The 25,659-nt window shown below is 65.0% G+C and carries 22 protein-coding genes and 1 riboswitch; of the genes, 15 read left to right on the plus strand and 7 right to left on the minus strand.

What is annotated here, in order from left to right; all coding sequences use genetic code 11:
- Nucleotides 1-32 precede the first annotated feature (32 nt).
- A complete protein-coding gene (locus tag ABE459_RS13410; protein WP_346648044.1) occupies nucleotides 33-1,472 on the minus strand; it encodes a TolC family outer membrane protein in 1,440 nt (479 codons plus the stop codon).
- 160 nt (nucleotides 1,473-1,632) lie between these two features.
- Nucleotides 1,633-1,739: riboswitch (TPP riboswitch) on the plus strand.
- A gap of 157 nt (nucleotides 1,740-1,896) precedes the next feature.
- On the opposite strand from ABE459_RS13410, the gene thiC reads away from it, so the two are divergent.
- Both thiC and cytX read left to right on the plus strand, forming a co-directional pair.
- A complete protein-coding gene (gene thiC, locus ABE459_RS13415) occupies nucleotides 1,897-3,777 on the plus strand; it encodes a phosphomethylpyrimidine synthase ThiC (protein WP_125465778.1) in 1,881 nt (626 codons plus the stop codon).
- A gap of 133 nt (nucleotides 3,778-3,910) precedes the next feature.
- Nucleotides 3,911-5,194, plus strand: coding sequence for a putative hydroxymethylpyrimidine transporter CytX (gene cytX, locus ABE459_RS13420; protein ID WP_125465777.1), 1,284 nt, complete (start codon nucleotides 3,911-3,913; stop codon nucleotides 5,192-5,194).
- On the opposite strand, the gene ABE459_RS13425 is transcribed toward cytX, so the two are convergent.
- Nucleotides 5,163-5,909: an RsiV family protein gene (locus ABE459_RS13425; protein ID WP_125860686.1), complete on the minus strand. Its 747-nt coding sequence runs from the start codon at nucleotides 5,907-5,909 to the stop codon at nucleotides 5,163-5,165. The two genes, cytX and ABE459_RS13425, sit on opposite strands and share 32 nt — an antisense overlap.
- 185 nt (nucleotides 5,910-6,094) lie before the next feature.
- On the opposite strand from ABE459_RS13425, the gene ABE459_RS13430 reads away from it, so the two are divergent.
- The 9 genes from ABE459_RS13430 to ABE459_RS13470 all read left to right on the plus strand — a co-directional run bounded on the left by ABE459_RS13430 (nucleotide 6,095) and on the right by ABE459_RS13470 (nucleotide 15,478).
- On the plus strand, nucleotides 6,095-6,712 hold the full coding sequence (locus ABE459_RS13430) for an NUDIX domain-containing protein (RefSeq protein WP_125465775.1): 618 nt from the start codon (nucleotides 6,095-6,097) through the stop codon (nucleotides 6,710-6,712).
- Complete coding sequence (locus tag ABE459_RS13435; RefSeq protein WP_110996469.1) at nucleotides 6,703-7,155, plus strand: DUF1249 domain-containing protein; 453 nt, start codon at nucleotides 6,703-6,705, stop codon at nucleotides 7,153-7,155. The genes ABE459_RS13430 and ABE459_RS13435 overlap by 10 nt, the downstream gene beginning before the upstream one ends.
- A gap of 85 nt (nucleotides 7,156-7,240) precedes the next feature.
- Nucleotides 7,241-8,044, plus strand: a complete 804-nt coding sequence (gene cpdA, locus ABE459_RS13440) for a 3',5'-cyclic-AMP phosphodiesterase (RefSeq protein WP_323830443.1) — start codon at nucleotides 7,241-7,243, stop codon at nucleotides 8,042-8,044.
- Between the two features lie 232 nt (nucleotides 8,045-8,276).
- Entirely contained in the window at nucleotides 8,277-8,885 is a 609-nt protein-coding gene (locus ABE459_RS13445; protein ID WP_125465773.1) for a YqiA/YcfP family alpha/beta fold hydrolase, read from the plus strand.
- A 35-nt stretch (nucleotides 8,886-8,920) separates the two neighbouring features.
- Entirely contained in the window at nucleotides 8,921-10,825 is a 1,905-nt protein-coding gene (parE, locus tag ABE459_RS13450) for a DNA topoisomerase IV subunit B (RefSeq protein WP_323830442.1), read from the plus strand.
- Nucleotides 10,822-11,808 carry an esterase-like activity of phytase family protein gene (locus tag ABE459_RS13455; RefSeq protein WP_323830441.1) on the plus strand — a complete coding sequence of 329 codons (987 nt, stop codon included), beginning with the start codon at nucleotides 10,822-10,824 and terminating at the stop codon, nucleotides 11,806-11,808. Before parE ends, ABE459_RS13455 begins: the two co-directional genes overlap by 4 nt.
- Nucleotides 11,805-12,323 carry a TIGR02281 family clan AA aspartic protease gene (locus ABE459_RS13460; protein ID WP_322359522.1) on the plus strand — a complete coding sequence of 173 codons (519 nt, stop codon included), beginning with the start codon at nucleotides 11,805-11,807 and terminating at the stop codon, nucleotides 12,321-12,323. The genes ABE459_RS13455 and ABE459_RS13460 overlap by 4 nt, the downstream gene beginning before the upstream one ends.
- 10 nt (nucleotides 12,324-12,333) lie before the next feature.
- Nucleotides 12,334-14,592: a DNA topoisomerase IV subunit A gene (parC, locus tag ABE459_RS13465; RefSeq protein ID WP_323830440.1), complete on the plus strand. Its 2,259-nt coding sequence runs from the start codon at nucleotides 12,334-12,336 to the stop codon at nucleotides 14,590-14,592.
- A 175-nt stretch (nucleotides 14,593-14,767) separates the two neighbouring features.
- Nucleotides 14,768-15,478 (plus strand): ABC-type transport auxiliary lipoprotein family protein, encoded by a 711-nt coding sequence (locus ABE459_RS13470; RefSeq protein ID WP_125860674.1) that lies wholly within the window; start codon nucleotides 14,768-14,770, stop codon nucleotides 15,476-15,478.
- A gap of 90 nt (nucleotides 15,479-15,568) precedes the next feature.
- Here the strand turns inward: ABE459_RS13470 and serB are convergent, their stop codons facing one another.
- On the minus strand, nucleotides 15,569-16,783 hold the full coding sequence (serB, locus tag ABE459_RS13475) for a phosphoserine phosphatase SerB (RefSeq protein WP_323830439.1): 1,215 nt from the start codon (nucleotides 16,781-16,783) through the stop codon (nucleotides 15,569-15,571).
- A 135-nt stretch (nucleotides 16,784-16,918) separates the two neighbouring features.
- Here serB and ABE459_RS13480 point away from each other — a divergent pair, with 135 nt between their 5' ends.
- Nucleotides 16,919-18,364 (plus strand): histidine kinase, encoded by a 1,446-nt coding sequence (locus ABE459_RS13480; protein WP_323830438.1) that lies wholly within the window; start codon nucleotides 16,919-16,921, stop codon nucleotides 18,362-18,364.
- 62 nt (nucleotides 18,365-18,426) lie between these two features.
- Here the strand turns inward: ABE459_RS13480 and asd are convergent, their stop codons facing one another.
- From asd to ABE459_RS13495, 3 genes are read right to left on the minus strand one after another with little or no spacing between them, the layout of a single operon-like run.
- Nucleotides 18,427-19,290 carry an archaetidylserine decarboxylase gene (asd, locus tag ABE459_RS13485; protein WP_110996147.1) on the minus strand — a complete coding sequence of 288 codons (864 nt, stop codon included), beginning with the start codon at nucleotides 19,288-19,290 and terminating at the stop codon, nucleotides 18,427-18,429.
- Between the two features lie 9 nt (nucleotides 19,291-19,299).
- Nucleotides 19,300-20,109: a rhodanese-like domain-containing protein gene (locus tag ABE459_RS13490; protein ID WP_323830437.1), complete on the minus strand. Its 810-nt coding sequence runs from the start codon at nucleotides 20,107-20,109 to the stop codon at nucleotides 19,300-19,302.
- A 44-nt stretch (nucleotides 20,110-20,153) separates the two neighbouring features.
- Nucleotides 20,154-21,689 (minus strand): HDOD domain-containing protein, encoded by a 1,536-nt coding sequence (locus ABE459_RS13495; protein ID WP_323830436.1) that lies wholly within the window; start codon nucleotides 21,687-21,689, stop codon nucleotides 20,154-20,156.
- Between the two features lie 130 nt (nucleotides 21,690-21,819).
- Here ABE459_RS13495 and motA point away from each other — a divergent pair, with 130 nt between their 5' ends.
- Both motA and motB read left to right on the plus strand, forming a co-directional pair.
- Nucleotides 21,820-22,671, plus strand: a complete 852-nt coding sequence (motA, locus tag ABE459_RS13500; RefSeq protein WP_110996144.1) for a flagellar motor stator protein MotA — start codon at nucleotides 21,820-21,822, stop codon at nucleotides 22,669-22,671.
- A gap of 3 nt (nucleotides 22,672-22,674) precedes the next feature.
- Complete coding sequence (motB, locus tag ABE459_RS13505) at nucleotides 22,675-23,694, plus strand: flagellar motor protein MotB (RefSeq protein WP_323830435.1); 1,020 nt, start codon at nucleotides 22,675-22,677, stop codon at nucleotides 23,692-23,694.
- A gap of 280 nt (nucleotides 23,695-23,974) precedes the next feature.
- Here the strand turns inward: motB and rsgA are convergent, their stop codons facing one another.
- Nucleotides 23,975-25,006 (minus strand): small ribosomal subunit biogenesis GTPase RsgA, encoded by a 1,032-nt coding sequence (gene rsgA / locus ABE459_RS13510; protein WP_125465763.1) that lies wholly within the window; start codon nucleotides 25,004-25,006, stop codon nucleotides 23,975-23,977.
- A gap of 108 nt (nucleotides 25,007-25,114) precedes the next feature.
- Here rsgA and orn point away from each other — a divergent pair, with 108 nt between their 5' ends.
- A complete protein-coding gene (gene orn, locus ABE459_RS13515; RefSeq protein WP_323830434.1) occupies nucleotides 25,115-25,657 on the plus strand; it encodes an oligoribonuclease in 543 nt (180 codons plus the stop codon).
- The last annotated feature ends 2 nt before the right edge of the window (nucleotides 25,658-25,659 follow it).

The following is a 25,659-nucleotide window of genomic DNA, read 5'->3' on the forward strand; positions in this document are numbered from 1 at the left end:
CGGGTTTACCCGCGAAGGGGCCAGCGCCGATATCAAGGCCTGCGTTCGAAGTTCTTCGCCGCCGCCGCCGCCGCCGCCAGGTCCGGTGGCAGGAAGTCCTTGTCGGGGTTGTAGTCGGCCTTCAGGTACCGCCCCAGGTCCTGCAGATCCTGCGGGCTCAGCGTCCCCGCCGCCTGCTTCAGGCGCAGGTTGTCGAGGATGTAGTCATAGCGGCTGTTGTTGTAGTCGCGCACCGAGGTGTACAGCTGGCGTTGGGCATCCAGCACATCGACGATGTTGCGGGTACCCACCTGGTAGCCGATTTCGGTGGCCTCCAGCGCACTCTGGTTGGAGATGATCGACTGCTTGCGCGCCTGCACCTGTTCCACGTCGGTGTTCACCGCGCGGTGCAGGTTGCGGGTGTTCTCCACCACCTGGCGGCGCAGGCTCTCGCGCTGCTGCTCGCTCTGGCTCAGGCGCTGGTAAGCCTCGCGCACTTGCGAGCTGGTCAGCCCGCCGCTGTAGATCGGAATGTTCAACTGCAGGCCGACGCTGGTCTGCTCCACATCGCCACCGTAACGGATGCCGTTCTGCGAGGGATTGGTGAAGCCCAGGCTGTCGTTGTCGCCCTTCTGGTACTTGGCCACCGCATCGAGGGTCGGCGCGTGGCCGGCCTTGCGCTGGCGCAGGGTCTCTTCGGCGGCATCGACCGCGTGGTTGGTGGCCAGCAGGTTGAGGTTCTGGCGCCCGGCGGTTTCGACCCAGGCCTTGGCGTCGTTGGGGGTCGGCACCTGGATCGGCAGGGTGTGGACCACGCCCTGGATCGAGCTGTACTGGCGGTTGGTCAGGGTGATCAGTGCCTCGAAGGCGTCCTGCACCTGGCGCTCGGCGATGATCCGGTTGGCCCGGGCGGTGTCGTAGCTGGCCTGGGATTGCAGCACGTCGGTCTTGTCCGAGAGGCCGACGTCGAAACGCTCGTTGGACTGGTCCAGCTGGCGCTTGAACGCGGCTTCCTCGGCTTTGGTCGAGGCCAGGTTGTCCTGGGCGCGCAGCACGCTGAAGTAGTTCTCGGCGGTTTGCAGGATCAGGTTCTGCTCGGTGGCCGACAGCTCCAGCGCGGCTTGCTCGTTGACGGCTTCCGCGGCTTGCAGCTGGAACCAGCGATCGGCGCGGAAGATCGGCTGGGCCAGGGTGGCGCTCCAGGAGTTGCCGCTGCGGTTGGAGGTGATCGACGGGTCATCGATCTTGGTGCGGGTGTTCATCATTTCGGCACCGGCCGACAGGTTGGGCAGCAGGCCGGCGCGGGCCTGTGGCACCACTTCGCGGCGGGCGCCGTAGTCGGCGCGGGCGGCGGCCAGGTCGGCATTGTTGTCGACCGCTTCCTGGTAGACGCTGACCAGGTCGGTCTTGACCGTGGTGGGCGTATCCACTGCCCACGCCACTCCGTGGGTCGCACAAGACACGGCAATCGCCAGTGAGAGTTTGCGCAGCATAGGGCAATCCTTGATCAAGATTTAATTACTGTACTGTCGGGTATCGAGCGGTGCGCCAGTGTAGTGCCACGCGCAGGCATCAACAATCCACTGTTTGTGCCATTTGTCATGCCCCCAAATACCTGCTTGGCTTTGCCGACCACTCCAGCTTAGACTGCGCAGGTTCTTGTCGGGGTGCCTTGATGCAAAGGCTGAGATCGCAAAGTTGCGGATCCCGTTGAACCTGATCAGGTTAGCGCCTGCGTAGGGAACAAGATTGCTCTCACTTCCCGGGAGCCTCTTGTGCCAGGTCCGGGATCGTCACAGCTGCATGCAGCTCATGGCACCCCATATCCGGCACTGCACTCGTCACCACGAGTGCGTCCGCGCCTTTCAGGTTCACCCCGACATTCCGCCCGCTAGGAAGCTGTCTGGAGAGCCTGTGATGAGCAAACAAGAAAAAATTATCAGCCTGAGCGAGTCGGCCCAAGTCGACCAACAGTCCGTACAACCCCTGCCCAATTCGCGCAAGGTCTACGTCGAAGGTTCGCGCCCCGACATCCGCGTGCCCATGCGTGAAATCAGCCTGCACGACACCCCCACCGACTTCGGCGGCGAAAAGAACGCCCCGGTGCTGGTTTATGACACTTCCGGCCCGTACACCGACCCCAACGTCGTCATCGACGTGCGCAAGGGCCTGGGCGATGTGCGCTCGGCGTGGATCGACGCCCGTGGCGACACCGAGCGCCTCGAAGGCCTGAGCTCGAACTTCGGCCAGCAGCGCCTGAACGATGCCGAGCTGACCAAGCTGCGCTTTGCCCATGTGCGCAACCCGCGCCGCGCCAAGCCCGGCGCCAACGTTTCGCAGATGCACTACGCCCGCCAGGGCATCATCACCGCCGAGATGGAATACGTTGCCATCCGCGAGAACATGAAGCTGCAGGAAGCCCGCGCCGCCGGCCTGTTGAGCCAGCAGCACGCCGGCCACAGTTTCGGTGCCAACATCCCGAAAGAGATCACCCCCGAGTTCGTCCGCGAAGAAATCGCCCGTGGCCGCGCGATCATCCCGGCCAACATCAACCACACCGAACTCGAGCCGATGATCATCGGCCGCAACTTCCTGGTGAAGATCAACGGCAACATCGGCAACAGCGCCCTGGGCTCCTCGATCGAGGAAGAAGTGGCCAAGCTGACCTGGGGCATCCGCTGGGGTTCGGACACGGTCATGGACCTGTCCACCGGCAAGCACATTCACGAAACCCGCGAGTGGATCATCCGCAACTCGCCGGTACCGATCGGCACCGTGCCGATCTACCAGGCCCTGGAAAAGGTCAATGGCGTTGCCGAAGACCTGACCTGGGAGCTGTTCCGCGACACCCTGATCGAGCAGGCCGAGCAGGGCGTGGACTACTTCACCATCCACGCCGGCGTGTTGCTGCGCTACGTGCCGCTGACCGCCAAGCGGGTCACCGGCATCGTCAGCCGCGGCGGCTCGATCATGGCCAAGTGGTGCCTGGCGCACCACAAAGAGAACTTCCTGTACACGCACTTCGACGAGATCTGCGAAATCATGAAGGCCTACGACGTCAGCTTCTCGCTGGGCGACGGCCTGCGTCCGGGCTCGATCGCCGACGCCAACGACGCCGCCCAGTTCGGTGAGCTGGAAACCCTCGGCGAGCTCACCAAGATCGCCTGGAAGCACGATGTGCAATGCATGATCGAAGGCCCGGGCCACGTGCCGATGCAGCTGATCAAGGAGAACATGGACAAGCAGCTGGAGTGCTGCGACGAGGCGCCGTTCTACACCCTCGGCCCGCTGACCACCGACATCGCACCGGGTTACGACCACATCACTTCGGGCATCGGTGCGGCGATGATCGGCTGGTTCGGTTGCGCCATGCTCTGCTACGTCACGCCCAAGGAGCACCTGGGCCTGCCGAACAAGGATGACGTCAAGACCGGCATCATCACCTACAAGATCGCCGCCCATGCCGCCGACCTTGCCAAGGGCCACCCGGGCGCGCAGATCCGCGACAACGCGCTGTCCAAGGCACGCTTCGAGTTCCGCTGGGAAGACCAGTTCAACCTCGGCCTGGACCCGGACACCGCGCGCTCGTTCCACGACGAGACGCTGCCCAAGGAGTCGGCCAAGGTCGCGCACTTCTGCTCGATGTGCGGGCCGAAGTTCTGCTCGATGAAGATCACCCAGGAAGTGCGTGAGTATGCCGCGAAGATCGACAGCGTCGATGTGACGGCCGAGCAGGGCATGCGCGAGCAGGCCGAGCGGTTCCGCCAGGAAGGCAGCCAGCTGTACCAGAAGGTCTGACCTTCTCGAGCTAACGTGATTGGCGTGGGAGCGGGCTTGCCCCGCGATGGCGATGTTGGACTCAACGACGCCATCGCGGGGCAAGCCCGCTCCCACGTTTCAGCGCTCTTCTTCAGGTAACCGGTAAACAACAATGACAACACCCAGCCACTTCTCCCCCGACCACCCGGTCCCCCTCCATCACCGCCAGTTCGGCGCCCGCGACCTGTTCTCGCTGTGGTTCTCGCTCGGTATCGGCCTGATGGTCCTGCAGGTCGGCGGGCTGCTGGCCACGGGCCTGGGCCTGGCCGGGTCGATCCTGGCGATCACCCTGGGCACGGCGGTGGGCGTGTTGCTGCTGGCGGCGGCCGGCGTGATCGGCAGCGACACCGGCCTGTCGGCCATGGCCACCCTGCGCCTGTCGCTGGGCCGCCACGGCGCGCGCCTGCCGGCACTGCTCAACCTGCTGCAACTGGTGGGCTGGGGTTCATTCGAGATCATCGTCATGCGCGATGCCGCGAGCCTGCTGGGCGCGCGCACCTTCGGCGAGGACAGTGGCTGGAACAGCCCGCTGCTGTGGACGTTGTGCTTTGGCGCCCTGGCCACCCTGCTGGCGGTCAGCGGGCCCCTGGCGTTCGTGCGCAAGGTGCTGCGCAAGTGGGGGATCTGGCTGCTGCTCGGCGCTTGCCTGTGGCTGACCTGGAACCTGTTCGCCAAGGCGGACCTGGCCGAGCTGTGGCGCCGCCCGGGTGACGGGTCGCTGTCGCTGGCGCTGGGCTTCGATATCGTCATCGCCATGCCGCTGTCGTGGCTGCCGTTGATCGCCGACTATTCGCGTTTCGGCAAGCGCGCCAGCCGGGTGTTCGGCGGTACCGCGCTGGGCTTCTTCATTGGCAATGCCTGGCTGATGAGCCTGGGCGTGGCCTACACCCTGGCCTTCGCCCCGAGCGGCGAAGTGAATGCACTGCTGCTGGCCCTGGCTGGCGCCGGGCTGGGTATTCCGCTGCTGCTGATCTTGCTCGACGAGTCGGAGAACGCCTTTGCCGATATTCACTCGGCAGCGGTTTCAACCGGCCTGCTGGTGAAAATGAAGGTCGAGCACCTGGCGCTGGCCATCGGCGTGCTGTGCACCCTGATCGCACTGCTGGCGCCCTTGGCCCAGTACCAGAACTTCCTGCTGTTGATCGGCTCGGTGTTCGCGCCGCTGTTCGGCGTGGTGCTGGTGGATCACTTCGTGGTCCGCCGTCGGCGCCTGCCGGCGCTGGTCGACGGGCTGCATTGGCAAGCGCTGCTGGCCTGGGCGGTGGGCGTGGTGGCCTACCATGTCATGGCCAATCAGGCACCGGAGCTAGGGGCGACCCTGCCGGCACTGCTGCTGGCAGGGGTGTTGCACGGGCTGCTGTCGATCAGCCGCGGCCGGGAAACAGCTCAGGCCTGATCACGCCGTTGAGGCGCGGGTAGGGGATCTTCAGCTCGACGTGGCCCATGGAGTAGGGCGCGATGGCATAAACCTCGTACTTGACGATCACCGCGCCGTAGGTCAGGGCAATGTGCGGCGACTGCTTGAACGGCCAGGTCTTGACGAACTCGGGGTCCTTGTCCACGCCGGTGCTGATCTGCCAGGCGCGGTGGGACTCCTCGACGGTCTTCCAGAAGGTCTCTTTCTGGCCGGGCACCAGCATGTCGTCCAGGGTCAGCACCTTGTCCAGCTTGCGCGAGTAGTTGATGAAGCCACGCCCGGGCATGCCGTGGGCGCCGCCGCTGTCGAGGTAGCTGGACAGCTCGATGATCACCAGCCCGTCATGCTGCTCGCGTACCTTGGCTTGCAGGTAGCTGCTGTTGCGCTTGTCGGCGCGGGCCAGGTACTGCTGCTCATAGGCCTGCAGCGAGGCTGGCGGGGTACCGCGCTGGTTGTCCTCGGTCAGTTGCAGCAGGCGTTTTTCGACGATGGCGTCGAGCTTGGGCAGCGCCGGGAAGTGCACGGTGTCGATGTTCACCAGCGGGCAGTCGCTCTCGCTGCAGCCGGGTTTTACGTGCTCCCAGGCGTCGCGCTTGACCTCGAGCGGTGCCCGGTAGTTGGGCGTGAACAGGCTCTGGCAGGCGCTCAGGGCGACTGCCAGCACGGCCACGGAAGTCAGTTTGACTAGCGTCATGATGATCCTTGCACAACGGTGATGATCGGCCTTGGACCGCCTGCGCGGCCTTCAGTTCGCCACTAAGCTAACAGAGAGCGTAGCGCCTGTCCCGAGTGCCCGAACGGTCGCCACAAAGGGATGAAACCGGGCGGCGCGCAGAGTAGGATTGCGCGATGCGGTAAACGAGGTAATGAGGAGTTTGCATGACGGACACGTTGAATTCGGTGCCCAGCCAAGTCGAGATCGCGAAGCGCGAGCAGTTGTTCAAGGGCTTCTACAAGCTCGACAAGCTGCACCTGCGCCATGAACTGTTCGCCGGGGGCATGAGCCGTGAGTTCACCCGCGAGCTGTTCGTGCGCCATGACGCGGTCTGCGTGTTGCCCTACGACCCGCAGCGCGACGAAGTCGTGCTGATCGAGCAGTTCCGGGTGGGCGCCATAGGCAAGGTGGCCAATCCGTGGCTGATCGAGATGGTGGCCGGCCTGATCGACAAGGACGAACAGCCGGAAGAAGTCGCCCATCGCGAGGCCGATGAAGAAGCTGGCCTTACCTTCAGCGCGCTGTGGCCGATGACCTGCTACTTCCCGTCCCCGGGCGGCAGCGATGAATACGTTCATCTGTTCCTCGGCCGTTGCGTCAGTGAAGGGGCCGGTGGCCTGCATGGCCTGGAAGAAGAGAGCGAGGATATCCGCGTGCGGGTGTGGGCGTTCGAGGATGCGCTGCAGGCGGTGCGCGACGGGCGCATCTGCAATGCCGCGACGATCATCGGCCTGCAATGGCTGGCGCTCAACCGTGACGAAGTACGAGGTATGTGGAAGTGAACCTGCTGCGCGAGCGTTATCGAGTCGACCTGGTCGGGCTGCAGACGGCCTGCGAGGCCAACTACGCCCGCCTGATGCGCCTGCTGCCGGAGATGCGCACCACGCAAAGCTCGCGGCGCATCGGCATGACCCAGGGCGACCAGATGCTCGGCGTGCTGGTGCTCGAAGTGCTGTTGGCCTGCCCCTATACCACCACCCTGCGGGTGCGTCAGGAGCACAGCCTGCCGTGGTTGCCGGTGCCCGAGCTTGAGGTGCAGGTGTATCACGACGCGCGGATGGCCGAAGTGGTCAGCGCCGAGCATACCCGCCGCCTGCACAGCATCTACCCGTACCCCAACACGGCGATGCACCAGCCCGACGAGAAGGCCCAGCTCAACCTGTTCCTCGGCGAATGGCTCAGCCACTGCCTGGCCTGTGGTCACGAACTGGCGACCGTGCGCTGAAATGTGACGCCCGTCGGCTTCGAGTATTTGCTCCAAAGCGATCCATCGCCATAATCCGTGCTGAATCCGTTCGAGGAGACGGCCGTTGCCGCAAGCACTTTTCGCAGAGTCACCCGTTCATGTGGTGCAACTGACCGATGCCCATCTGTTCGCCGCTCCCGCTGGGACGCTGCTGGGGCTCAATACCCGCGACAGCCTTGAACATGTGGTGGCGCAGGTACGCCGTGAACAGCCGCGCATTGACCTTTTGCTGTGCACGGGGGATCTGTCCCAGGATGCCAGTGTGGCCTCCTATGAAGCATTCCGCGGGCTGACCGCCGGGTTCGGTGCGCCGGCACGCTGGTTGCCGGGCAATCACGACGAAGCCCAGGTAATGGCCAAGGTGGCGCCGGAACTGATCACGGCGGTGACCGATATCGGCGCCTGGCGCATCGTGATGCTCGATTCGGCGGTGGTCGGTGCCACGTTCGGGCTGCTGGCTGAAGACCAGTTGGCCACGCTGGATCAGGCGTTGGCCGCTGCCGGTGAGCGTCATTGCCTGGTGTGCTGCCACCATCAGCCGGTGGATATCGGTTGTGCGTGGATGGCGCCAATCGGGTTGCGTAATGCTGACCAGCTTCTGCTGCGGGTAAAAGCTTATCCACAGGTGAAAGCGCTGCTTTGGGGGCATGTTCACCAGGAATGGGACCAGGTGCGCGAGGGTGTGCGCTTGCTGGCCACGCCCTCGACCTGCATTCAGTTCGCGCCGGGCAGCGAGGACTTCCAGGTGAGTGAAGAGCAGCCGGGGTACCGCTGGTTGCGCCTGCATGCCGACGGGCGGTTGGAGACCGGGGTGGAGCGGGCGCGGGATTTTGTGGTGAAGCTGGATTTCGACAGCCCGGGCTACTGAGCTCAGGCGGGAGATGGGGGCCAATCCTGTGGGAGCGGCTTTAGCCGCGAAGCAAGCGACGCGGTGGATGGCACCGGCTCTGCCGGTGTTCGCGGCTAAAGCCGCTCCCACAGTGTCCGTGTTGAATCACAAGCCGCAGCGCGCATTTTGAAGAATGTGTTGCGAAAATCCCTGCACTGAACCAATGCTCCTCGAACAGGCTACACTGCGCGTCTTTGCGTCCGGGGGCAGCATGTCGGGTTCCATCCTTTATATCCATGGCTTCAACAGCTCGCCGCTGTCGAAGAAGGCCCGCCAACTCGAGGCGGTCATGCAGCAGATCGGCCTGGCTGAGCAACTGCGCGTCCCAGCCCTGCATCACCATCCGCGGCAAGCCATCGCACAGCTTGAGGCGGCTATCGGCGAGCTCGGCGCGCCCTTGCTGGTCGGCAGCTCGCTGGGCGGCTACTATGCCACCCACTTGGCCGAGCGCCACGGCCTCAAGGCCCTGCTGATCAACCCGGCGGTCGCCCCGCACCGGTTGTTCGATGGTTATCTCGGCACCCAGCGCAACCTGTATACCGACGAAGCCTGGGAGCTGACCCACGACCATGTGCAGGCCTTGGCCGAGCTGGAAGTGCCAGCCCCGCTAGATGCCAGCCGCTATCAAGTGTGGTTGCAGACCGCCGATGAAACGCTGGACTATCGCCAGGCCGAGCGCTATTACCGAGCCTGTGCCCTGCGTATCCAGGCCGGCGGCGACCACAGCTACCAAGGCTTCGCCGAACAGCTCCCGGCGCTGCTGAGCTTTGCCGGTATTGCCCGTGGGCAGTATGCGGCGTTGGACTTTTCTGTACTTTGAGCTTTTTGCATTCACCTGACTGACGACGAGACCCCATGGCCAATCCCAGCGGTAGCGCCTATAACGCAGACGCCATCGAAGTCCTCTCGGGCCTTGACCCGGTCCGCAAACGCCCGGGCATGTACACCGACACCAGCCGGCCGAACCACCTGGCCCAGGAAGTCATCGACAACAGTGTCGACGAAGCCCTGGCTGGCCACGCCCGTTCGGTGCAGGTGATCCTGCACGCCGACCACTCGCTGGAAGTGTGCGACGACGGCCGCGGCATGCCGGTGGACATCCACCCCGAAGAGGGCGTGTCCGGTGTCGAACTGATCCTCACCAAGCTGCATGCCGGCGGCAAGTTCTCCAACAAGAACTACCAGTTCTCCGGCGGTTTGCACGGCGTCGGTATTTCGGTGGTCAACGCCCTGTCCACCCAGGTGCGGGTGCGCGTGAAGCGCGATGGCAACGAGTACCAGATGACCTTTGCCGACGGCTTCAAGGCCAGCGAGCTGGAGGTGGTCGGCTCCGTCGGCAAGCGCAACACCGGCACCAGCGTGTACTTCACGCCTGATCCCAAGTACTTCGACTCGCCCAAGTTCTCCATCAGCCGCCTCAAGCACGTGCTCAAGGCCAAGGCCGTGCTGTGCCCGGGGCTGTCGATCAGCTTCGAAGACAAAGGCACCGGCGAGAAGGTCGAGTGGCACTACGAGGACGGCCTGCGTTCCTACCTGGTCGACTCGGTCAGTGAATACCTGCGCCTGCCCGACGAGCCGTTCTGCGGCAGCCTGGCCGGTAACAAGGAAGCGGTCGACTGGGCCCTGCTGTGGCTGCCAGAGGGCGGCGACAGCATCCAGGAAAGCTACGTCAACCTGATCCCCACCGCCCAGGGCGGCACCCACGTCAACGGCCTGCGCCAGGGCCTGCTGGATGCCATGCGCGAGTTCTGCGAGTTCCGCAACCTGCTGCCGCGTGGGGTCAAACTGGCCCCGGAGGACGTCTGGGAGCGCATCAGCTTCGTCTTGTCGATGAAGATGCAGGAACCGCAGTTCTCCGGCCAGACCAAGGAGCGCCTGTCGTCCCGCGAGGCGGCGGCGTTCGTCTCTGGCGTGGTCAAGGACGCGTTCAGCCTGTGGCTCAACGCCCACCCCGAGCTGGGCATGCAACTGGCGGAGCTTGCCATCAGCAATGCCGGCCGCCGCCTGAAGGCGAGCAAGAAGGTCGAGCGCAAGCGCGTCACCCAGGGGCCGGCGCTGCCGGGCAAGCTGGCTGACTGCGCCGGCCAAGACCCGATGCGCGCCGAGCTGTTCCTGGTCGAGGGTGACTCCGCCGGTGGTTCGGCCAAGCAGGCGCGGGACAAGGAGTTCCAGGCGATCCTGCCGCTGCGCGGCAAGATCCTCAACACCTGGGAGGTCGATGGCGGTGAAGTGCTGGCCAGCCAGGAAGTGCACAACATCGCCGTGGCCATCGGCGTCGATCCGGGTGCCACCGACCTGACCCAACTGCGCTACGGCAAGATCTGCATTCTCGCCGACGCCGACTCCGACGGCCTGCACATCGCCACCTTGCTGTGCGCGCTGTTCGTCCAGCATTTCCGCCCGCTGGTCGAGGCCGGTCACGTCTACGTGGCCATGCCGCCGTTGTACCGCATCGACTTGGGCAAGGAGATCTACTATGCCCTCGACGAAGCCGAGCGTGATGGCATCCTTGATCGCCTGGTCGCCGAGAAGAAGCGCGGCAAGCCGCAGGTCACCCGATTCAAGGGGCTGGGCGAGATGAACCCGCCGCAGCTGCGCGAAACCACCATGGACCCGAACACCCGGCGCCTGGTCCAGCTCACGCTCGACGACCTGGCGGGTACCACCGAGATCATGGACATGCTGCTGGCCAAGAAGCGCGCCGGTGACCGCAAGAGCTGGCTGGAGACCAAAGGCAACCTGGCCGAGGTCCTGGTTTGATTCGTCCGCTCCTGGCATTTTGCCTGGCGTTGTCGATGTTGCCGGCCCTGGCGCAGGACTGGCCGGAGCTCAAGCTCACCCGCGAGCACCCGGTCGAAGGCATGCGTGGCGGTAACCTGTCCGGCCTGGCGGTGTGCCGCGGGGCGCTGTGGGCGGTGTCCGACCGCGACGACGACCGCATCTATCGCCTCGACCAGGGCGATAGCACCTGGCGCGCCGAAGCGCTGGTGTTCACCCCGCCCGCGGCGCCGGACACCGGCCTGCCGTGGGGGCTGAAGTCGCGCAACTGGGCCGCATCGTTCGTTCGTGGCGGGGCGCTGGACTTTGAAGGGATCGCCTGTGATCAGGCCGGTAATTTCTATGTCGTCAGCGAAGCGCACGCGGCGGTGCTGCAATTGCCGGCCGAGGGGGAACCGAACTGGTTGAAAATTGATCAGTCGATGGTTCGCCAGGCCCGTGCCAGTGGCATGCTGCTGCACTTCAATGCGTTGTTCGAAGGCCTGGCGGTCAATCCGGCGGGCGACCGCCTGTGGCTGGCCGCCGAGCGCGAGCGCCGTGGCCTGCTTTCGGTGCAGCGCCAGCAATCGGTATGGGCCTGCGGGCGCAGTTGCGTGATGTTCAGCGAGGCCGGCGTCGAGATGCAGCCAGCCCAGTTCCCGGGGGCACGCGCCCTGTCACGGGACTTCGCCGACCTCGCGCTGTTCGACGGCAAGCTGTTCACCCTGGAGCGCAATGCCTACCGCATTTGCCGGCGGGATGCCGACAGCGGCGCGGTCGAGCGCTGCTGGTCGTTTGCCGCCGACGCGTTGCTGGCGCCCCGTCAGTACGATCAACCCTACGGCCTTGCCGAAGCGCTGGTGATCGACAAGGACGGCGCCTGGATTGGCGTGGACAACAACAATGGCGTGCGCGCCGATGGTGAGGCGCGGCCGATCGTCTGGCGCTTCGCCGCGCCACAGGGCGGCTGGAGCGGCAAACCATGAGCCAGGCACCGGGCAAACGTGCGGGTAGGGTGCTGATGGTGCTTGCCTGGGCGGCGGCGATGTTCCTCGCCACGCGTTTTTTCGGCGAGTGGGAAGCGCGACAGGAAAACCCGAACAGCGAAGTGCAGAGCACCCTGGGCGATGGTTTCGTCGAAGTGCGCCTGCTGAGCAACGGCCAGGGGCATTTTGTCGCCGATGGCGCGATCAATGGCCGGGTGGTGCATTTCATGCTCGACACCGGGGCCACCGACGTGGCCATTCCCGAGGCGCTGGCCCGCGACCTCGATCTGGCCCGTGGCGCACCCGTGACGCTGAGCACCGCCAATGGCCGCACGGAAGGTTACCGCACCCGTATCGACAGCCTGCTGCTGGGCGACATCCACCTGCGCGACGTGCGCGCCCTGGTGGTGCCAGGCCTCGACGGCCAGGCCGTGCTGCTGGGCATGAGCGCCCTCAAACAACTTGAATTTACCCAGCGCGGCGGCACCATGCTGCTGCGCCAGAACCTGAAATGACGAGGCCCGCATGAGCGACTCACTCGAACTCAGCCTGGACGGTGTCGAACGCCGTTCCCTGGCTGAATTCACCGAACAGGCCTACCTCAACTACTCCATGTACGTGATCATGGACCGCGCGCTGCCGCACATCGGCGACGGCCTCAAGCCGGTGCAGCGCCGTATCGTCTATGCCATGAGCGAGTTGGGGCTCGATGCCGATTCCAAGCACAAGAAGTCGGCACGTACCGTCGGTGACGTGCTCGGCAAGTTCCACCCTCACGGCGATTCGGCCTGCTACGAAGCCATGGTGCTGATGGCCCAGCCGTTCAGCTACCGCTACACCCTGGTCGACGGCCAGGGTAACTGGGGTGCGCCGGACGATCCGAAGTCGTTCGCCGCCATGCGTTACACCGAGGCGCGCCTGTCGCGTTACTCCGAAGTGCTGCTCAGCGAGCTGGGCCAGGGCACTGCCGACTGGGTGCCGAACTTCGACGGCACCCTGCAGGAGCCGGCGGTATTGCCGGCGCGCCTGCCGAATATCCTGCTCAACGGTACCACCGGCATCGCCGTGGGCATGGCCACCGATGTGCCGCCGCACAACCTGCGCGAAGTGGCCAGTGCCTGCGTGCGCCTGCTCGACGAGCCCAAGGCCACGCTTGAGCAGCTGTGCGAGCACATCCAGGGGCCGGACTACCCGACCGAGGCCGAGATCGTCACCCCACGCGCCGACATCCTCAAGATGTACGAGAGCGGCAAGGGCTCGATCCGCATGCGTGCGGTGTACCGCGTCGAAGACGGCGATATCGTCGTCACCGCGCTGCCGCACCAGGTCTCCGGGGCCAAGGTGCTGGAGCAGATCGCCGCGCAGATGCAGGCCAAGAAACTGCCGATGGTCGCTGACCTGCGCGACGAGTCGGACCACGAGAACCCCTGCCGCATCGTCATCATCCCGCGCTCCAACCGCGTCGATGCCGCCGAGCTGATGCAGCACCTGTTCGCCACCACCGACCTTGAGAGTACCTACCGGGTCAACGTCAACATCATCGGCCTCGACGGCCGTCCGCAGCTCAAGAGCCTGCGTGCCTTGTTGCTGGAGTGGCTGGAGTTCCGCATCGGTACCGTTCGCCGCCGCCTGCAGCACCGCCTGGACAAGGTCGAGCGCCGCCTGCACCTGTTGGAAGGCTTGCTCAAGGCGTTCCTCAACCTGGATGAAGTGATCCACATCATCCGCACCGAAGAGCATCCGAAGCAGGCGCTGATCGAGCGTTTCGAGCTGACCGAGATCCAGGCTGACTACATCCTCGAAACGCGCCTGCGTCAGTTGGCACGCCTGGAGGAGATGAAGATCCGTGGCGAAACCGACGACCTGCTCAAGGAGCAGAAGCGCCTGACCACGCTGCTGGGCAGCGATGCCAAGCTGCGCAAGCTGGTACGCAGTGAACTGATCGAAGATGCCGAAACCTACGGCGACGACCGTCGCTCGCCGATCGTCGAGCGGGCCGAAGCCAAGGCCCTGTCGGAAAACGAGCTGATGCCGACCGAGCCGGTCACCGTGGTGCTGTCGGAGAAGGGTTGGGTGCGCTGCGCCAAGGGCCACGACATTGATGCCACGGGGCTTTCGTACAAGGCCGGCGATGGCTTCAAGGCCGCTGCCGCCGGGCGCTCCAACCAGTTTGCCGTATTGATCGACTCCACCGGGCGCAGCTATTCGCTGGCTGCCCACAGCCTGCCGTCCGCCCGTGGCCAGGGCGAGCCGTTGACCGGCCGCCTGACGCCGCCGCCGGGCGCTACCTTCGAGTGCGTGCTGCTGCCGGACGACGATGCCCTGTACGTGGTGGCGTCCGACGCCGGCTACGGCTTCGTGGTCAAGGGTGAGGACCTGCAGGCCAAGAACAAGGCCGGCAAGGGCCTGCTGAGCCTGCCAAACGGTGCCAAGGTCATGACCCCGCGCCCGGTGGCCGACCGCGAGCAGGATTGGCTGGCCGCAGTGACCACCGAAGGGCGCCTGCTGGTGTTCAAGGTTGCTGACCTGCCGCAGCTGGGCAAGGGCAAGGGCAACAAGATCATCGGCGTGCCGGGCGACCGGGTGGCCAGCCGTGAAGAATATGTCACCGATCTTGCGGTGGTCAGCGAGGGGGCGACCCTTGTATTGCAGGCTGGCAAGCGTACCCTGTCTCTGAAACCGGACGACCTCGAGCATTACAAGGGTGAGCGCGGTCGCCGTGGTAGCAAATTGCCACGTGGTTTCCAGCGTGTCGATGCACTGCTGGTGGAAACCCCGGCATAAGCGGGTAGCACGTCTGCAGCGGCGCTTTCGGCGCCGTTGCAGGCGGAAATGCTGGAGTCGGGCCGCTATTTCGCGGATGATAGTGCACTTGTGGCGCCGGCGTGGCCGAGTGCCCGGATGAATTTACGTGAGTATCACTGCGGTCAGTCTTGAGGCGACCGCCTGGATGGGATGAATGAAATTTCTGCGCCTTCCATTTGCGCTGTTGATGACTGGGCTGCTGGGCCTGAGCGGGTGCAGCATGCATCAGCCGGTCGCCTTGTATCAGCTCGACAGCGGTGACCCTGGCCAGCCTTCGCAGGCGGCGGGCATGGCGGTGGTGCTTGGCCCTGTTTCGGTGGCCGACTACCTGCAACGCGAAACCTTCCTGCAGCGCCAGGCCGACGGCAGCCTGACTGCGGCGACCGACGGGCGCTGGGCCGGTAGCCTTTCGTCGGACATCGATCAGTTGCTGGTGCGTCAGCTGGCCTGGCGTCTGGACAGCCAGCGCGTGGTGCTGGCGCCCGCCAGTGCCGGTTTCACCCCGGACGTGCAGGTGCTGCTGACCATCACCCGCCTGGATTCGGGCAAGAACCAGCCGGCGATCCTGGATGCGCAATGGCGTGTACTGGACCGTCGTGGCCAAGTGCGTGACAACCGCATCGTTCACCTCGAACAGCCGCACCAAGGCAGCGAATCGGCTCAGGTGCAGGCCCAGGGGCAGTTGCTGCAGAAGCTCGCCGAGCAGCTCAGCAATACGGTCAAACCGCTGGCCAACCAGCCGGCCATCGCCGAGGAAGCGCCCCGCAAGCAGGCGGCGCCGGTACAGGTGAAGAAGGAGCCGGAGAAGTCGAAGATCCCGATGGCTTCACCGATCCGCACCGATATGGAAGTCTATCGGTTCTGATCCGCCAGCCATGAAAAAGCCCGCAGCGATGCGGGCTTTTTTATTGCCTCGGTCTTCGCCGGCATGCCGGCGAAGGGGTTCAGCCAATCATCAGCTGCGCGCGTCGCGATCGCGCAGGCCCAGCAGGTACAGCACGCCATCGAGCCCCAGCGTGGAAATTGCCTGCTTGGCCGACTGGCGCACCAGCGGCTTGGCGCGGAACGCCACACCCAGCCCGGCCAGCGACAGCATTGGCAGGTCGTTGGCGCCATCGCCCACGGCGATGGTCTGCTCCAGCTGCAGCCCTTCCTGATTGGCCAGCTGTTGCAGCAGCTCAGCCTTGCGCTGGGCGTCGACAATCGGCTCGACGGCCACGCCGGTCACTTTGCCATCGACCACTTCCAGCTCGTTGGCGAATACGTAGTCGATGCCCAGGCGCGCCTGCACCTGCTTGGCGAAGTAGGTGAAGCCACCGGAGAGAATGGCGGTCTTGTAGCCCAGGCGCTTGAGTTCGGCGAACAGGTGTTCGGCACCCTCGGTCAAGCGCAGCGACGCGCCGATCTGGTCGAGTACACCAACGTCCAGGCCCTTGAGCAGCGCCATGCGCTCCTTGAAGCTGGCGCGAAAATCCAGCTCGCCACGCATGGCACGCTCAGTGATCTCCGCCACCTGCTCGCCCACGCCAGCGGCCTTGGCCAGCTCGTCGATCACTTCGGCCTCAATCAGCGTGGAGTCCATGTCGAACACGGCCAGGCGGCGGTTGCGGCGGAACAGGTCGTCGCGCTGGAAGGCGATGTCGATGTTCAGTGCTTCGCACAGGGCAAAGAAGTCGGCACGCAGGGCCTGGGCATCGGTTGGTTCGCCACGCGCGGAAATTTCCAGTGCGGCCTTGCCGTTATCAGCATCGGCATCCAGCGCCACACGGGCGGACAGGCGCTCGATGCGCTCGATGGTCAGGCCGTACTGGCTGATGATCGCGCTGACCCGCTGCAACTGCTCCGGGGTGACCCGGCGGCTGAGCAGGGTGACGATATGGCGCGCCTCGCCCTGGCTGTCGGCCCAGTGCTGGTAATCGGCTTCGGAGATCGGCGTGTAACGCGCCTGCAGGTTCAGCTCGTGGGCCTTCGATTGCACGCTTTGCAGCAGCCCGGTGGCGACCTCGTTGTCGGGAATGTCGACCAGAATGCCGAACGACAGCGTGCCGTGCATCACCGCCAAACCGATGTCGAGGATGTTCACACCGCCCTGGAGCAGGACGCCGGTGATGGCAGCGGTAAGACCTGGACGGTCTTCACCAGTGATGTTGATCAGGACGATTTCGCGCAAGACCGGGCTCCGACTTCGATGAAAAATGCGCATTCTACCGATTTTCCGTGACCATCGGGCGCCAACGATACTTTGCCGACAAAACTCTGCTCGCTATACTGCGCAGCACTTTCTCGCCATTAAGAGCCGCGCTCTGTGAACCGGCCCACGCCCGTCAAAACCGACAACTTCTTCCTGATGATCTACCGAGCCCTCAGCCAGCGCCGAATCCCCCTGGCCCTGCGTATCGCCAGCCATAACATCTTCCTGGTGGCCCTGGCCCTGGTGATCTATGCCTGCGTGATGGGTTTGCAGTTCAAGCAGGCCATGCATGAGCAGGCCGATGCCGTTGGCCAGAGCCTGACCACGCAGACCGCCACCTCGGCCACCGAACTGCTGGTGTCCAACGACATCCTCAGCCTCAATGTGCTGCTCGGCAACCTGGTGAAGAACCCGCTGGTGGCGCACGCCGCCATCTACAGCGTGGACAACCGCATCCTCGCCGAGGCCGGCCAGCGCCCGCGCAACAGCCTGCTGGGCGAGGCAGAAGGGGTGTACCAGACCAAGATCACCTTCCAGGACGTGACCGCCGGCCAACTGCGCATCAGCCTGGACATGGGCCAGTTCCAGCAGCCGATGCTGATCAGCCTGCAGAGCATGGGCATCCTTGCCGCCATCCTGCTGGCGCTGGCCCTCACCCTGAGCCTGCGCCTGGGCCGTTTCATCTCCACCCCGCTGCTGCAACTGCGGGTCTGGCTGCGCGACCCGCATCCCTACACCCCGGCCATCGACCGCCAGGACGAAATCGGCGACCTGGCCCGCCAGCTGCACGCCCGCCTCGCGCCACCGCCGCCGCCGGAGCCTGAGGTCGAGGAAGAAGACGACTTCGACGACGCCCCGGTAGCGCCAAAGGCCGCCCCGCGCACCAGGCCCGCCGTGCACGAGGCTGAAGACGATGACGAAGCCTTTGCCGGCCTGATGGATGAAGAAACCGCCCCCGCCAAGCCGATCGCCGTCGAGTCGAACGAGCCCCAGAGCAGCGCCGTGCTGGCCGTCCAACTGGGCTCCCAGGAGCAACTGCGCCGCCTGCCGCGCACCCGCCTGGCCGAGCTGCTGGAACGCTACAACGACTGCCTCGACCAGGCTGCCTCGCTGTATGAAGGCGAAGTGCACACGCTGAGCGACGGCGGCACCCTGCTGCTGTTCCACAGCCGCGACTGTGGCGAGGACTACCTGACCAACGCCATCTGCTGTGGTGAGCTGCTGCGTGCCTTGGGCCATGCCCTGCAGATCGAAGTGGCCGACAGCGGCATCACCCTGCAACTGCAACTGGGCCTGGTGCTGGCCGATGACCTGCAAGGCCTGGACCAGGTCGACCTGCTGATGACCGAACAGGCACAGGACGCCTTGGCGCTGTCGCAGCACAGCCGCAACCTGCTGCTGGTGGAGCGGCGCATCAGCGACGATGCCCTGGTGCGCCAGCGTGCGCGCATCCGCCCGATCGCCAGCCCCGAGGGCGCGAGCTGCGTGGAGCGGTTGATGGAGCCGTACCCGTCGATGCTGGAGCGCCAGCTGGCACGGATGCACGAACGCCGCGCCTGATACGCCATGCACCAAAAGAAAAGGCCCTGCAGATGCAGGGCCTTTTTCATTGCGGCGTCGGATCAGGCCTGGGCTGGCTGCGCCAGCAGCTCACCCATGCGCACGGCAGACGCTGCGCCGAGGTTTTCAGCCCACTTCACCTGCTCTGGCCCGAACAGCACGATCGCCGTGGAGCCCAGCTTGAAGCGCCCCAGTTCGGCGCCTTTCTCCAGGTGGATCGGCGCGCGGCTTGCTTCGTCGTAGCGGAAGGTCTTGAGCTCGCGCTTCGGTGGCGTGACCAGGCCGGCCCAGACGGTCTCGATCGAGGCGACGATCATCGCGCCAACCAGCACTACCGCCATCGGCCCACGCTCGGTGTCGAACAGGCAGACCACACGCTCGTTGCGGGCGAACAGCTCGGGGACGTTCTCTGCGGTGGTCTGGTTGACCGAGAACAGCCGGCCCGGCACGTAGACCATCTCGCGCAGGGTGCCGGCCAGCGGCATGTGCACGCGGTGGTAGTCCTTGGGCGACAGGTAGATGGTGGCGAACTCGCCGCCCATGAAGGGGGCGGCCAGGGCCGGGTCGCCGCCCAGCAGCTCAAGGGCGCTGAAGCTGTGGCCCTTGGCCTGGAAGATGCGGCCATGCTCGATCGGGCCGAGCTGGCTGACCGCGCCGTCGGCCGGGCAGAGGATGGCGCCGGGGGTCTCGTCCAGCGGGCGGGCGCCGGGCTTGAGGGCACGGGTGAAGAAGGCGTTGAAGTGCTCGTAGGCAGTCAAGTCTTCGACCAGCGCTTCGGACATGTTGACCTGGTAGCGCTTGGCGAACCAGGCGGTGAAGGCATTCTTGAACCAGCGCGCGCGGCATTCGGCGACGCAGCCGGCCAGGCGCGACAGCAAGTGGTGCGGCAGCAGGTGCTGGCTGATGATGAACAAACGGGATTTCATTGAGCGTCCTTAAACTTCTACGGGCGTGTCGGGGTGGTTGCCCCATTCGCTCCACGAGCCGGCGTAAGCCTTGATGCGTGGGTAACCGAGGGCCTTGGCCACCAGGTAGGTGAAACCGGAGCGGCGGTGGGTCTGGCAGTGGGTGATCACTTCCTTGTCTGGGGTGATGCCCAGTTGTTCGAGCACTTCCCTGATGTCCTTGCGGATGCGCAGGTGGTCGTTCAGGTCCATGCCGGCGGTCCACTCGAAGTTGATCGCGCCGGGGATGTGCCCGCCCTTGGCAGCCAGGACTTTTTCGCCGCTGAACTCCTGCGGGCCGCGGGCGTCCCAGACCACCAGGTCGTCGGCGCCCAGGCGGCTTTGCAGGTATTCGCGGGTGGCGGTCGGCTCGCTGTGCAACTGCAGGCGTACCGGGGTGCTGGCAGGTGCCGGCGCCTCGGTGGACAGCTTGTCTGCCGGCCAGGCCTGGATGCCGCCGTTGAGGTAGTGGTAGTGCGGGTGGCCGATCACGTCGAGCAGCCAGATGAAGCGCCCGGCCCAGCCGCCCCCTTCATCGTCGTAGACCACATAGACGGCATCGTCGCGGTGGCCGAGCTCGCTGAACAGTTTCTCCAGGTCGCCCAGTGCCGGCAGCAGGCCGGGTGCTGGTGGTTGACCCAGCTGGGTGCGTTTGCCCTCGACGAAGCGGGCCCCTGGGATGTGCCCGCTGACGTAGCGATTGGCACTGCTCAGGTCGACCAGGATCAGCTCTGGCGAATCCAGGCGCGGTAGCAGGTCCTCGGCTTCGATCACCAGGGGCAAGCCGGAAAAGTCAGTCATCCACGGTCTCCAGGGTGGAAAGAGCAGCGATTGTAGCGCAAGGCTCAGGCATTGCGGTTGGCAAACACGGCCAGGGCGCGCTCGATGCATTGCGCGGTCTTGCCGAAGGCTTGCACGCTGACATCGGCCAGCGGCTTGCCGCCCTGGTCGACCACCGCCAGCATCAGCACCTGCTCGCCGACGGCCAGCGAGCGCAGCAGCAGGTGCTCGCTACGGAAGAACGCCCGCAACGGGGCCGGCAGCAGGGCGGCGAACTGGGCGTGGTTGTCGGGCGTCAGGCGCAGTTGCCCGGCTTTGCTCATCAGCTTTTGCAGCAGTTTGTTCTGCCCGATCGCCAGCGCCATGGCGTCAGCTTCCTTGGGCAGGCCGGCGGTCTGTTGCACGCGCAGGTAGTCGCTGGCCTTGTCCAGGCTCAGCAGCATGATGCGCTGCATGCCGCACGCCAGCAGCGCCTCGCGCGCCTGCGCGGCCAGGTGCACGGTGTTGGAGAACGGGCTTGGCTGGGCCAGCAGTTCCTGGCACAGCGTGCGCCAGTGCGCCAGCGTTTCGGCGCTGGGCGGCGGCGGGGTGAGCATGTCTGGGTGCGGGCGGCGCTGGTGCCAGGGCCAGATCAGCGCTTCTGCCGGGTGGAAGAGGGCGTGGCGCGCATGGTGGCGGGCACTGGCCGCGGTCTGTTGGTGGACCTGCTGCTGCACATCTTCCAGCGAGGTTTGCAGGTACAGCGCGGTCAGCAGTTGCCAGCGCAGCAGGTGCGGATTGTCCCAGCCGACCTGGGCCGCCAGCGCCAGGCCATTGGCGAGCAAGACGGTATTGGGTGGCTGGTTGAACCAGCGGCGCAGGGCCGGCTCTTCGTCCAGGCGCTGCTGTTGTGCCAGGGGCTCGGGTTCGCGGGCGATGGCCAGTACCTGGGCCAGTTGCTCGCGTTCGTCGATCAGCAGGCGATAGCCCTGGGTGACCCAGCCAGGCAGGCGCCAGTGCTCGGCCACGGCCTGGCACAGCGACATGATGCGCACGCCGAACAGTTCATGCTCGACCGTGGCTGCGTCCTCGCCTTTGTGGATAACCCGCAGCTCCCAGGTGTCCAGCAGTTTCGGGTAGGCCAGGGCCAGCGGCCACAGCGGCGAGAGGAACAGCAGGCTGCCCCAGTGGATGTCCTGCCACAGCCGCGCCAGGCGGCTGGCGAACAGGCCGTTGGCTTGTTGCGCGGCATGCTGGCTGATCAGCATGAACTGGCGCAGCACCGGCGGGATGTCGTCGCCGGGCAGGGTGGGCAGGCGGGCCAGCAGCTGGCTGGTACGCTCAAGGCCCAGGCGATTCAGGGCTACTTCAAGGCTTTCGGCGGGGTCGGCCTGGCTGGGGCTGGCCGGATGGTTGGCCTCGCGCATCACGCACAGCACCAGGGCGGGGCTGTCCTGCAGCAGTTCGGCGATCTCGCGCAGCGAGCGACGGCTGTCGGCGATGGCCTTGACCACCTGGTCGTGGCTCTCTTTCGGCACCGGCAGGCGCACCCCGTCGAGCAGCTTTACCCAGGCCTCTAGCGTCGCGGGAACCTTACTTGGCACCTTGGTTTCAATTGGCATTTTGACATCAGTCCGAACTGGCTTTTCGCGATGAGTGGCTATAGTCTGGCGCAGTTGTGCCGATAAGTAGAAGAAGAGTTTTAAAGCTCCCGTCCCCGACCCTGACCACGACAGCAAGTGCTTTGAACCTATGGCTAAAATTATCGGCATCATCGTCGTATTCGCGAGCGTGCTCGGCGGCTACGTGCTTTCCCACGGCAAGATCGCGGCGCTGATTCAGCCGTTCGAAGTGCTGATCATCGGCGGCGCCGCGTTCGGTGCGTTTCTTCAGGCCAACCCTGGCTACATGACCATGCATGTGGTCAAGAAGTCGCTGAAGATGTTCGGCAGCCGATTCACCCATACTTTCTACCTGGAAGTGCTGGGCCTGGTATACGAGATCCTCAACAAGAGTCGCCGCGAAGGCATGATGGCCATCGAAGGTGACATCGAAGACGCCGCCGCCAGCCCGATCTTCGCCAAGTACCCCGCCGTACTGGGCGATGAACGCATGACCGCCTATATCTGCGACTACCTGCGCATCATGTCCACCGGCAACATGGCTCCCCACGAGCTCGAAGGCCTGTTCGACATGGAACTGCTGAGCATGAAGGAAGAGCTGGAGCACCCGTCCCACGCGGTGAACGGCATCGCCGACGGCATGCCCGGCTTCGGTATCGTCGCGGCGGTACTGGGTATCGTGGTAACCATGGCGTCGCTGGGCGAAGGCGACCAGGCGTCGATCGGCCTGCACGTAGGTGCGGCGCTGGTCGGTACCTTCTTCGGTATTCTGGCCGCCTACGGCTTCTTCGGCCCGCTGGCCAAGTGCCTGGAGCACGATGCCAAGGAAGAGCTCAACCTGTACGAGTCGATCAAGGCTTCGCTGGTCGCTTCCGCCTCGGGCATGCCGCCTTCGCTGGCTGTCGAGTTCGGGCGCAAGGTGCTGTACCCCAAGCACCGTCCAAGCTTCGCCGAGCTGGAACAAGCGGTCCGCGGTCGCTAAGCCATGGAAAACAATCAGCCCATCATCATCAAGCGCGTAAAGCGCTTCGGTGGAGGCCACCATGGCGGCGCCTGGAAGATCGCCTTCGCCGACTTCGCCACGGCGATGATGGCGTTCTTCCTCGTGCTGTGGCTGCTTTCCACCGCCACGCCCGAGCAGAAGATCGCCATTGCCGGCTACTTCAAGGACCCGATCGGCTTCTCCGAAAGCGGCACGCCTTACATCATCGACCTGGGTGGCTCGCCACAGCTGGCCCCCGAGAAGACCATCAACCCCGAGACCAAGTCCGAGCCGACGCCTGATACCAGCATCCAGCTGGACAAGGACAAGGTCGAGACCATGGCCGAGCAGGTCGAGCGCGAGCGCCTGGAGCTGCTGCTGCAGGAGCTGCAGAACAAGGTCGAGGAAAACCCGCAACTGCAGAAGTTCAAGGACCAGATCCTGTTCGAGATCACCCAGGACGGCCTGCGCATCCAGATCATGGACGCCGAGAACCGGCCGATGTTCGACATTGGCAGTGCGCGGTTGCAGCCGTACTTCGAAGACATCCTGCTGGCCATGGCCGACACCATCAAGGCGGTGCCGAACAAGATCAGCATCAGTGGCCACACCGATGCCAAGCCGTACTCCGGTACCGGCGACTACGGCAACTGGGAGCTGTCGGCCAACCGTGCCAACGCCGCGCGTCGTGCGCTGGTCGCGGGTGGTTACCCGGATGAGCAGGTGGCGCGGGTGGTGGGGTACGCGTCGTCGTCGCTGTTCGACCGCAAGAATCCGTTCAACCCGGTCAACCGCCGTATCGACATCATCGTCCTGACCAAGAAGGCCCAGCGCACCATCGAGGGTGAGCAGGGTGAGCAGGGAACGCCTGAGGCCCAGCCGCAAGCGACGCCGCCGGCCCAGGGTGCGCCAGGCGCCGCCACTCCGGCGCCGCAGGACCCGATGCAGCCTCGCGAGTTGCGGCAAAAGCTGAATATCTTCGAGGATGGTGTGTTGAAGATGGACGAGCAGAAGAACCAGTAAACCGGTTGCTGCCAGACAGAACGCCCGTGATTGTCTATGCAGTCATGGGCGTTCTGCTTTGTGAAAGGCCTGTGGGAGCAACTGTCTTGTGTTGTCAGTGCTGGCCTCATCGCTGGCAAGCCAGCTCCCACAGGTACGATGCTGCCTCAAGTTTTCGCGATCTATGTGGGAGCGGGTTTACCCGCGAACACCGGCGAAGCCGGTGCCATGCATCGCGTCGCCTGCTTCGCGGGTGAACCCGCTCCCACAGGGCTTGTGAACCCGCCGCTCTGCCGCAGCCTCAGTAGCTGTCTTGCGGCAGGCTGGCGATGATCGAGCGGTAGCTGTTCATCCGCTGTTGCGTCACGCTGCCCTCGTCCAGTGCCTTGAGCAATGCACAGCCCGGTTCGCGGTCGTGCTTGCAGTCGCGGAAGCGGCAATGGCCGATCAGCTCGCGGAACTCGATGAAGCCATCTTCCACATCGTCACGGCTGACATGGCCCAGGCCGAACTCACGGATACCCGGGGAGTCGATCAGGTCGCCGCCGTTGGGGAAGTGATAGAGCCGCGCGGTGGTGGTGGTGTGGGTGCCCTGGCCCGACCATTCGGACAGGTCGCCGACGCGGGTGCCGGCGTCAGGCAGCAGGCTGTTGACCAGCGACGACTTGCCCACCCCCGACTGGCCGACGAACACACTGATATGGCCATCCAGCGTCTGTTGCAGGCGCTGCATGCCATCGCCCTGGTGGGCCGATACTTCCAGCAACGGGTAGCCGAGCCCGCGATACACCTCGAGCATGGCGTTGAGCGTCGGGGCGTTCTCGTCGTTGATCAGGTCGGCCTTGTTGAGCAGCAGCAGTGGGCGGATACCGGCATGCTCGGCGGCCACCAGGTAGCGATCGATCAGGTTGGGGTGCGGTTCCGGCGCGGGTGCGAAGACGATGACGATCAGGTCTACGTTGGCCGCCACCGGTTTGAGCTGGCCATGATTGTTCGGCCGGCACAGCTCGGTGCTGCGCGGCATCTGGGCGACGATCACGCCGATGCCCTGGTTGCCGGCGCGCCATACCACGCGATCGCCGGTGACCAGCGCCGGCAGGTTGGCCCGCAGGTGGCAGCGGAATACCTGGCCGGCGTCGTCGCCGTCCTGGGCCTCGACCTCGACCTGCACACCGAAGTGGGCGATCACCAGGCCCAACTGCTCCGGCCCCAGGTCGCCACCTTCGAGCTCTTGCAGTGCATGCTGCTCGCGTTTGGCGGCGCGGGCGGCGCGTTCACCTTGGATCTTTTCGATGCGCCAGTTCTGGCGGCGGTTGAGCTGGCGTTTGGCCATGAAGGTTCCGTATCGGCGGGGCAGTGAGAAAACCGCGGCAGTTTAGCATGGCCCGCCCACGCACCGCCTGGCTGGGCTAATATGACGGCCTATTCGAGGAGCACTTTCATGCAGAACCCACAGAACCTGATCTGGATCGACCTGGAAATGACCGGCCTGGACCCGGACAGCGACGTCATCATCGAGATGGCCACCATCGTCACCGACAGCGAGCTGAACACCCTGGCCGAAGGCCCGGTGATCGCCATTCATCACAGCGATGAAGTGCTGGCGCGCATGGACGAGTGGAACACCCGCACCCACGGCGGCTCGGGCCTGACCCAGCGTGTGCGCGAGAGCAAGATCAGCATGGCCGAGGCCGAGGCGCAGACCATCGCTTTCCTGGAGCAGTGGGTGCCCAAGGGCAAGTCGCCGATCTGCGGCAACAGCATCTGCCAGGATCGCCGCTTCCTGTACCGGCACATGCGCGGGCTGGAAAACTACTTCCACTACCGCAACCTCGACGTTTCCACGCTCAAGGAACTGGCCGCGCGCTGGGCGCCGGACGTGCGTGACAGCTTCAAGAAGGGCGGCACCCACCTGGCCCTGGACGACATTCGCGAGTCGATCGCCGAACTGCGTCACTACCGCGAGCACTTCATCAAGGTCTGAGC

This window comes from Pseudomonas sp. TWI923 (genome assembly GCF_039673365.1).
Taxonomy (GTDB): domain Bacteria; phylum Pseudomonadota; class Gammaproteobacteria; order Pseudomonadales; family Pseudomonadaceae; genus Aquipseudomonas; species Aquipseudomonas sichuanensis.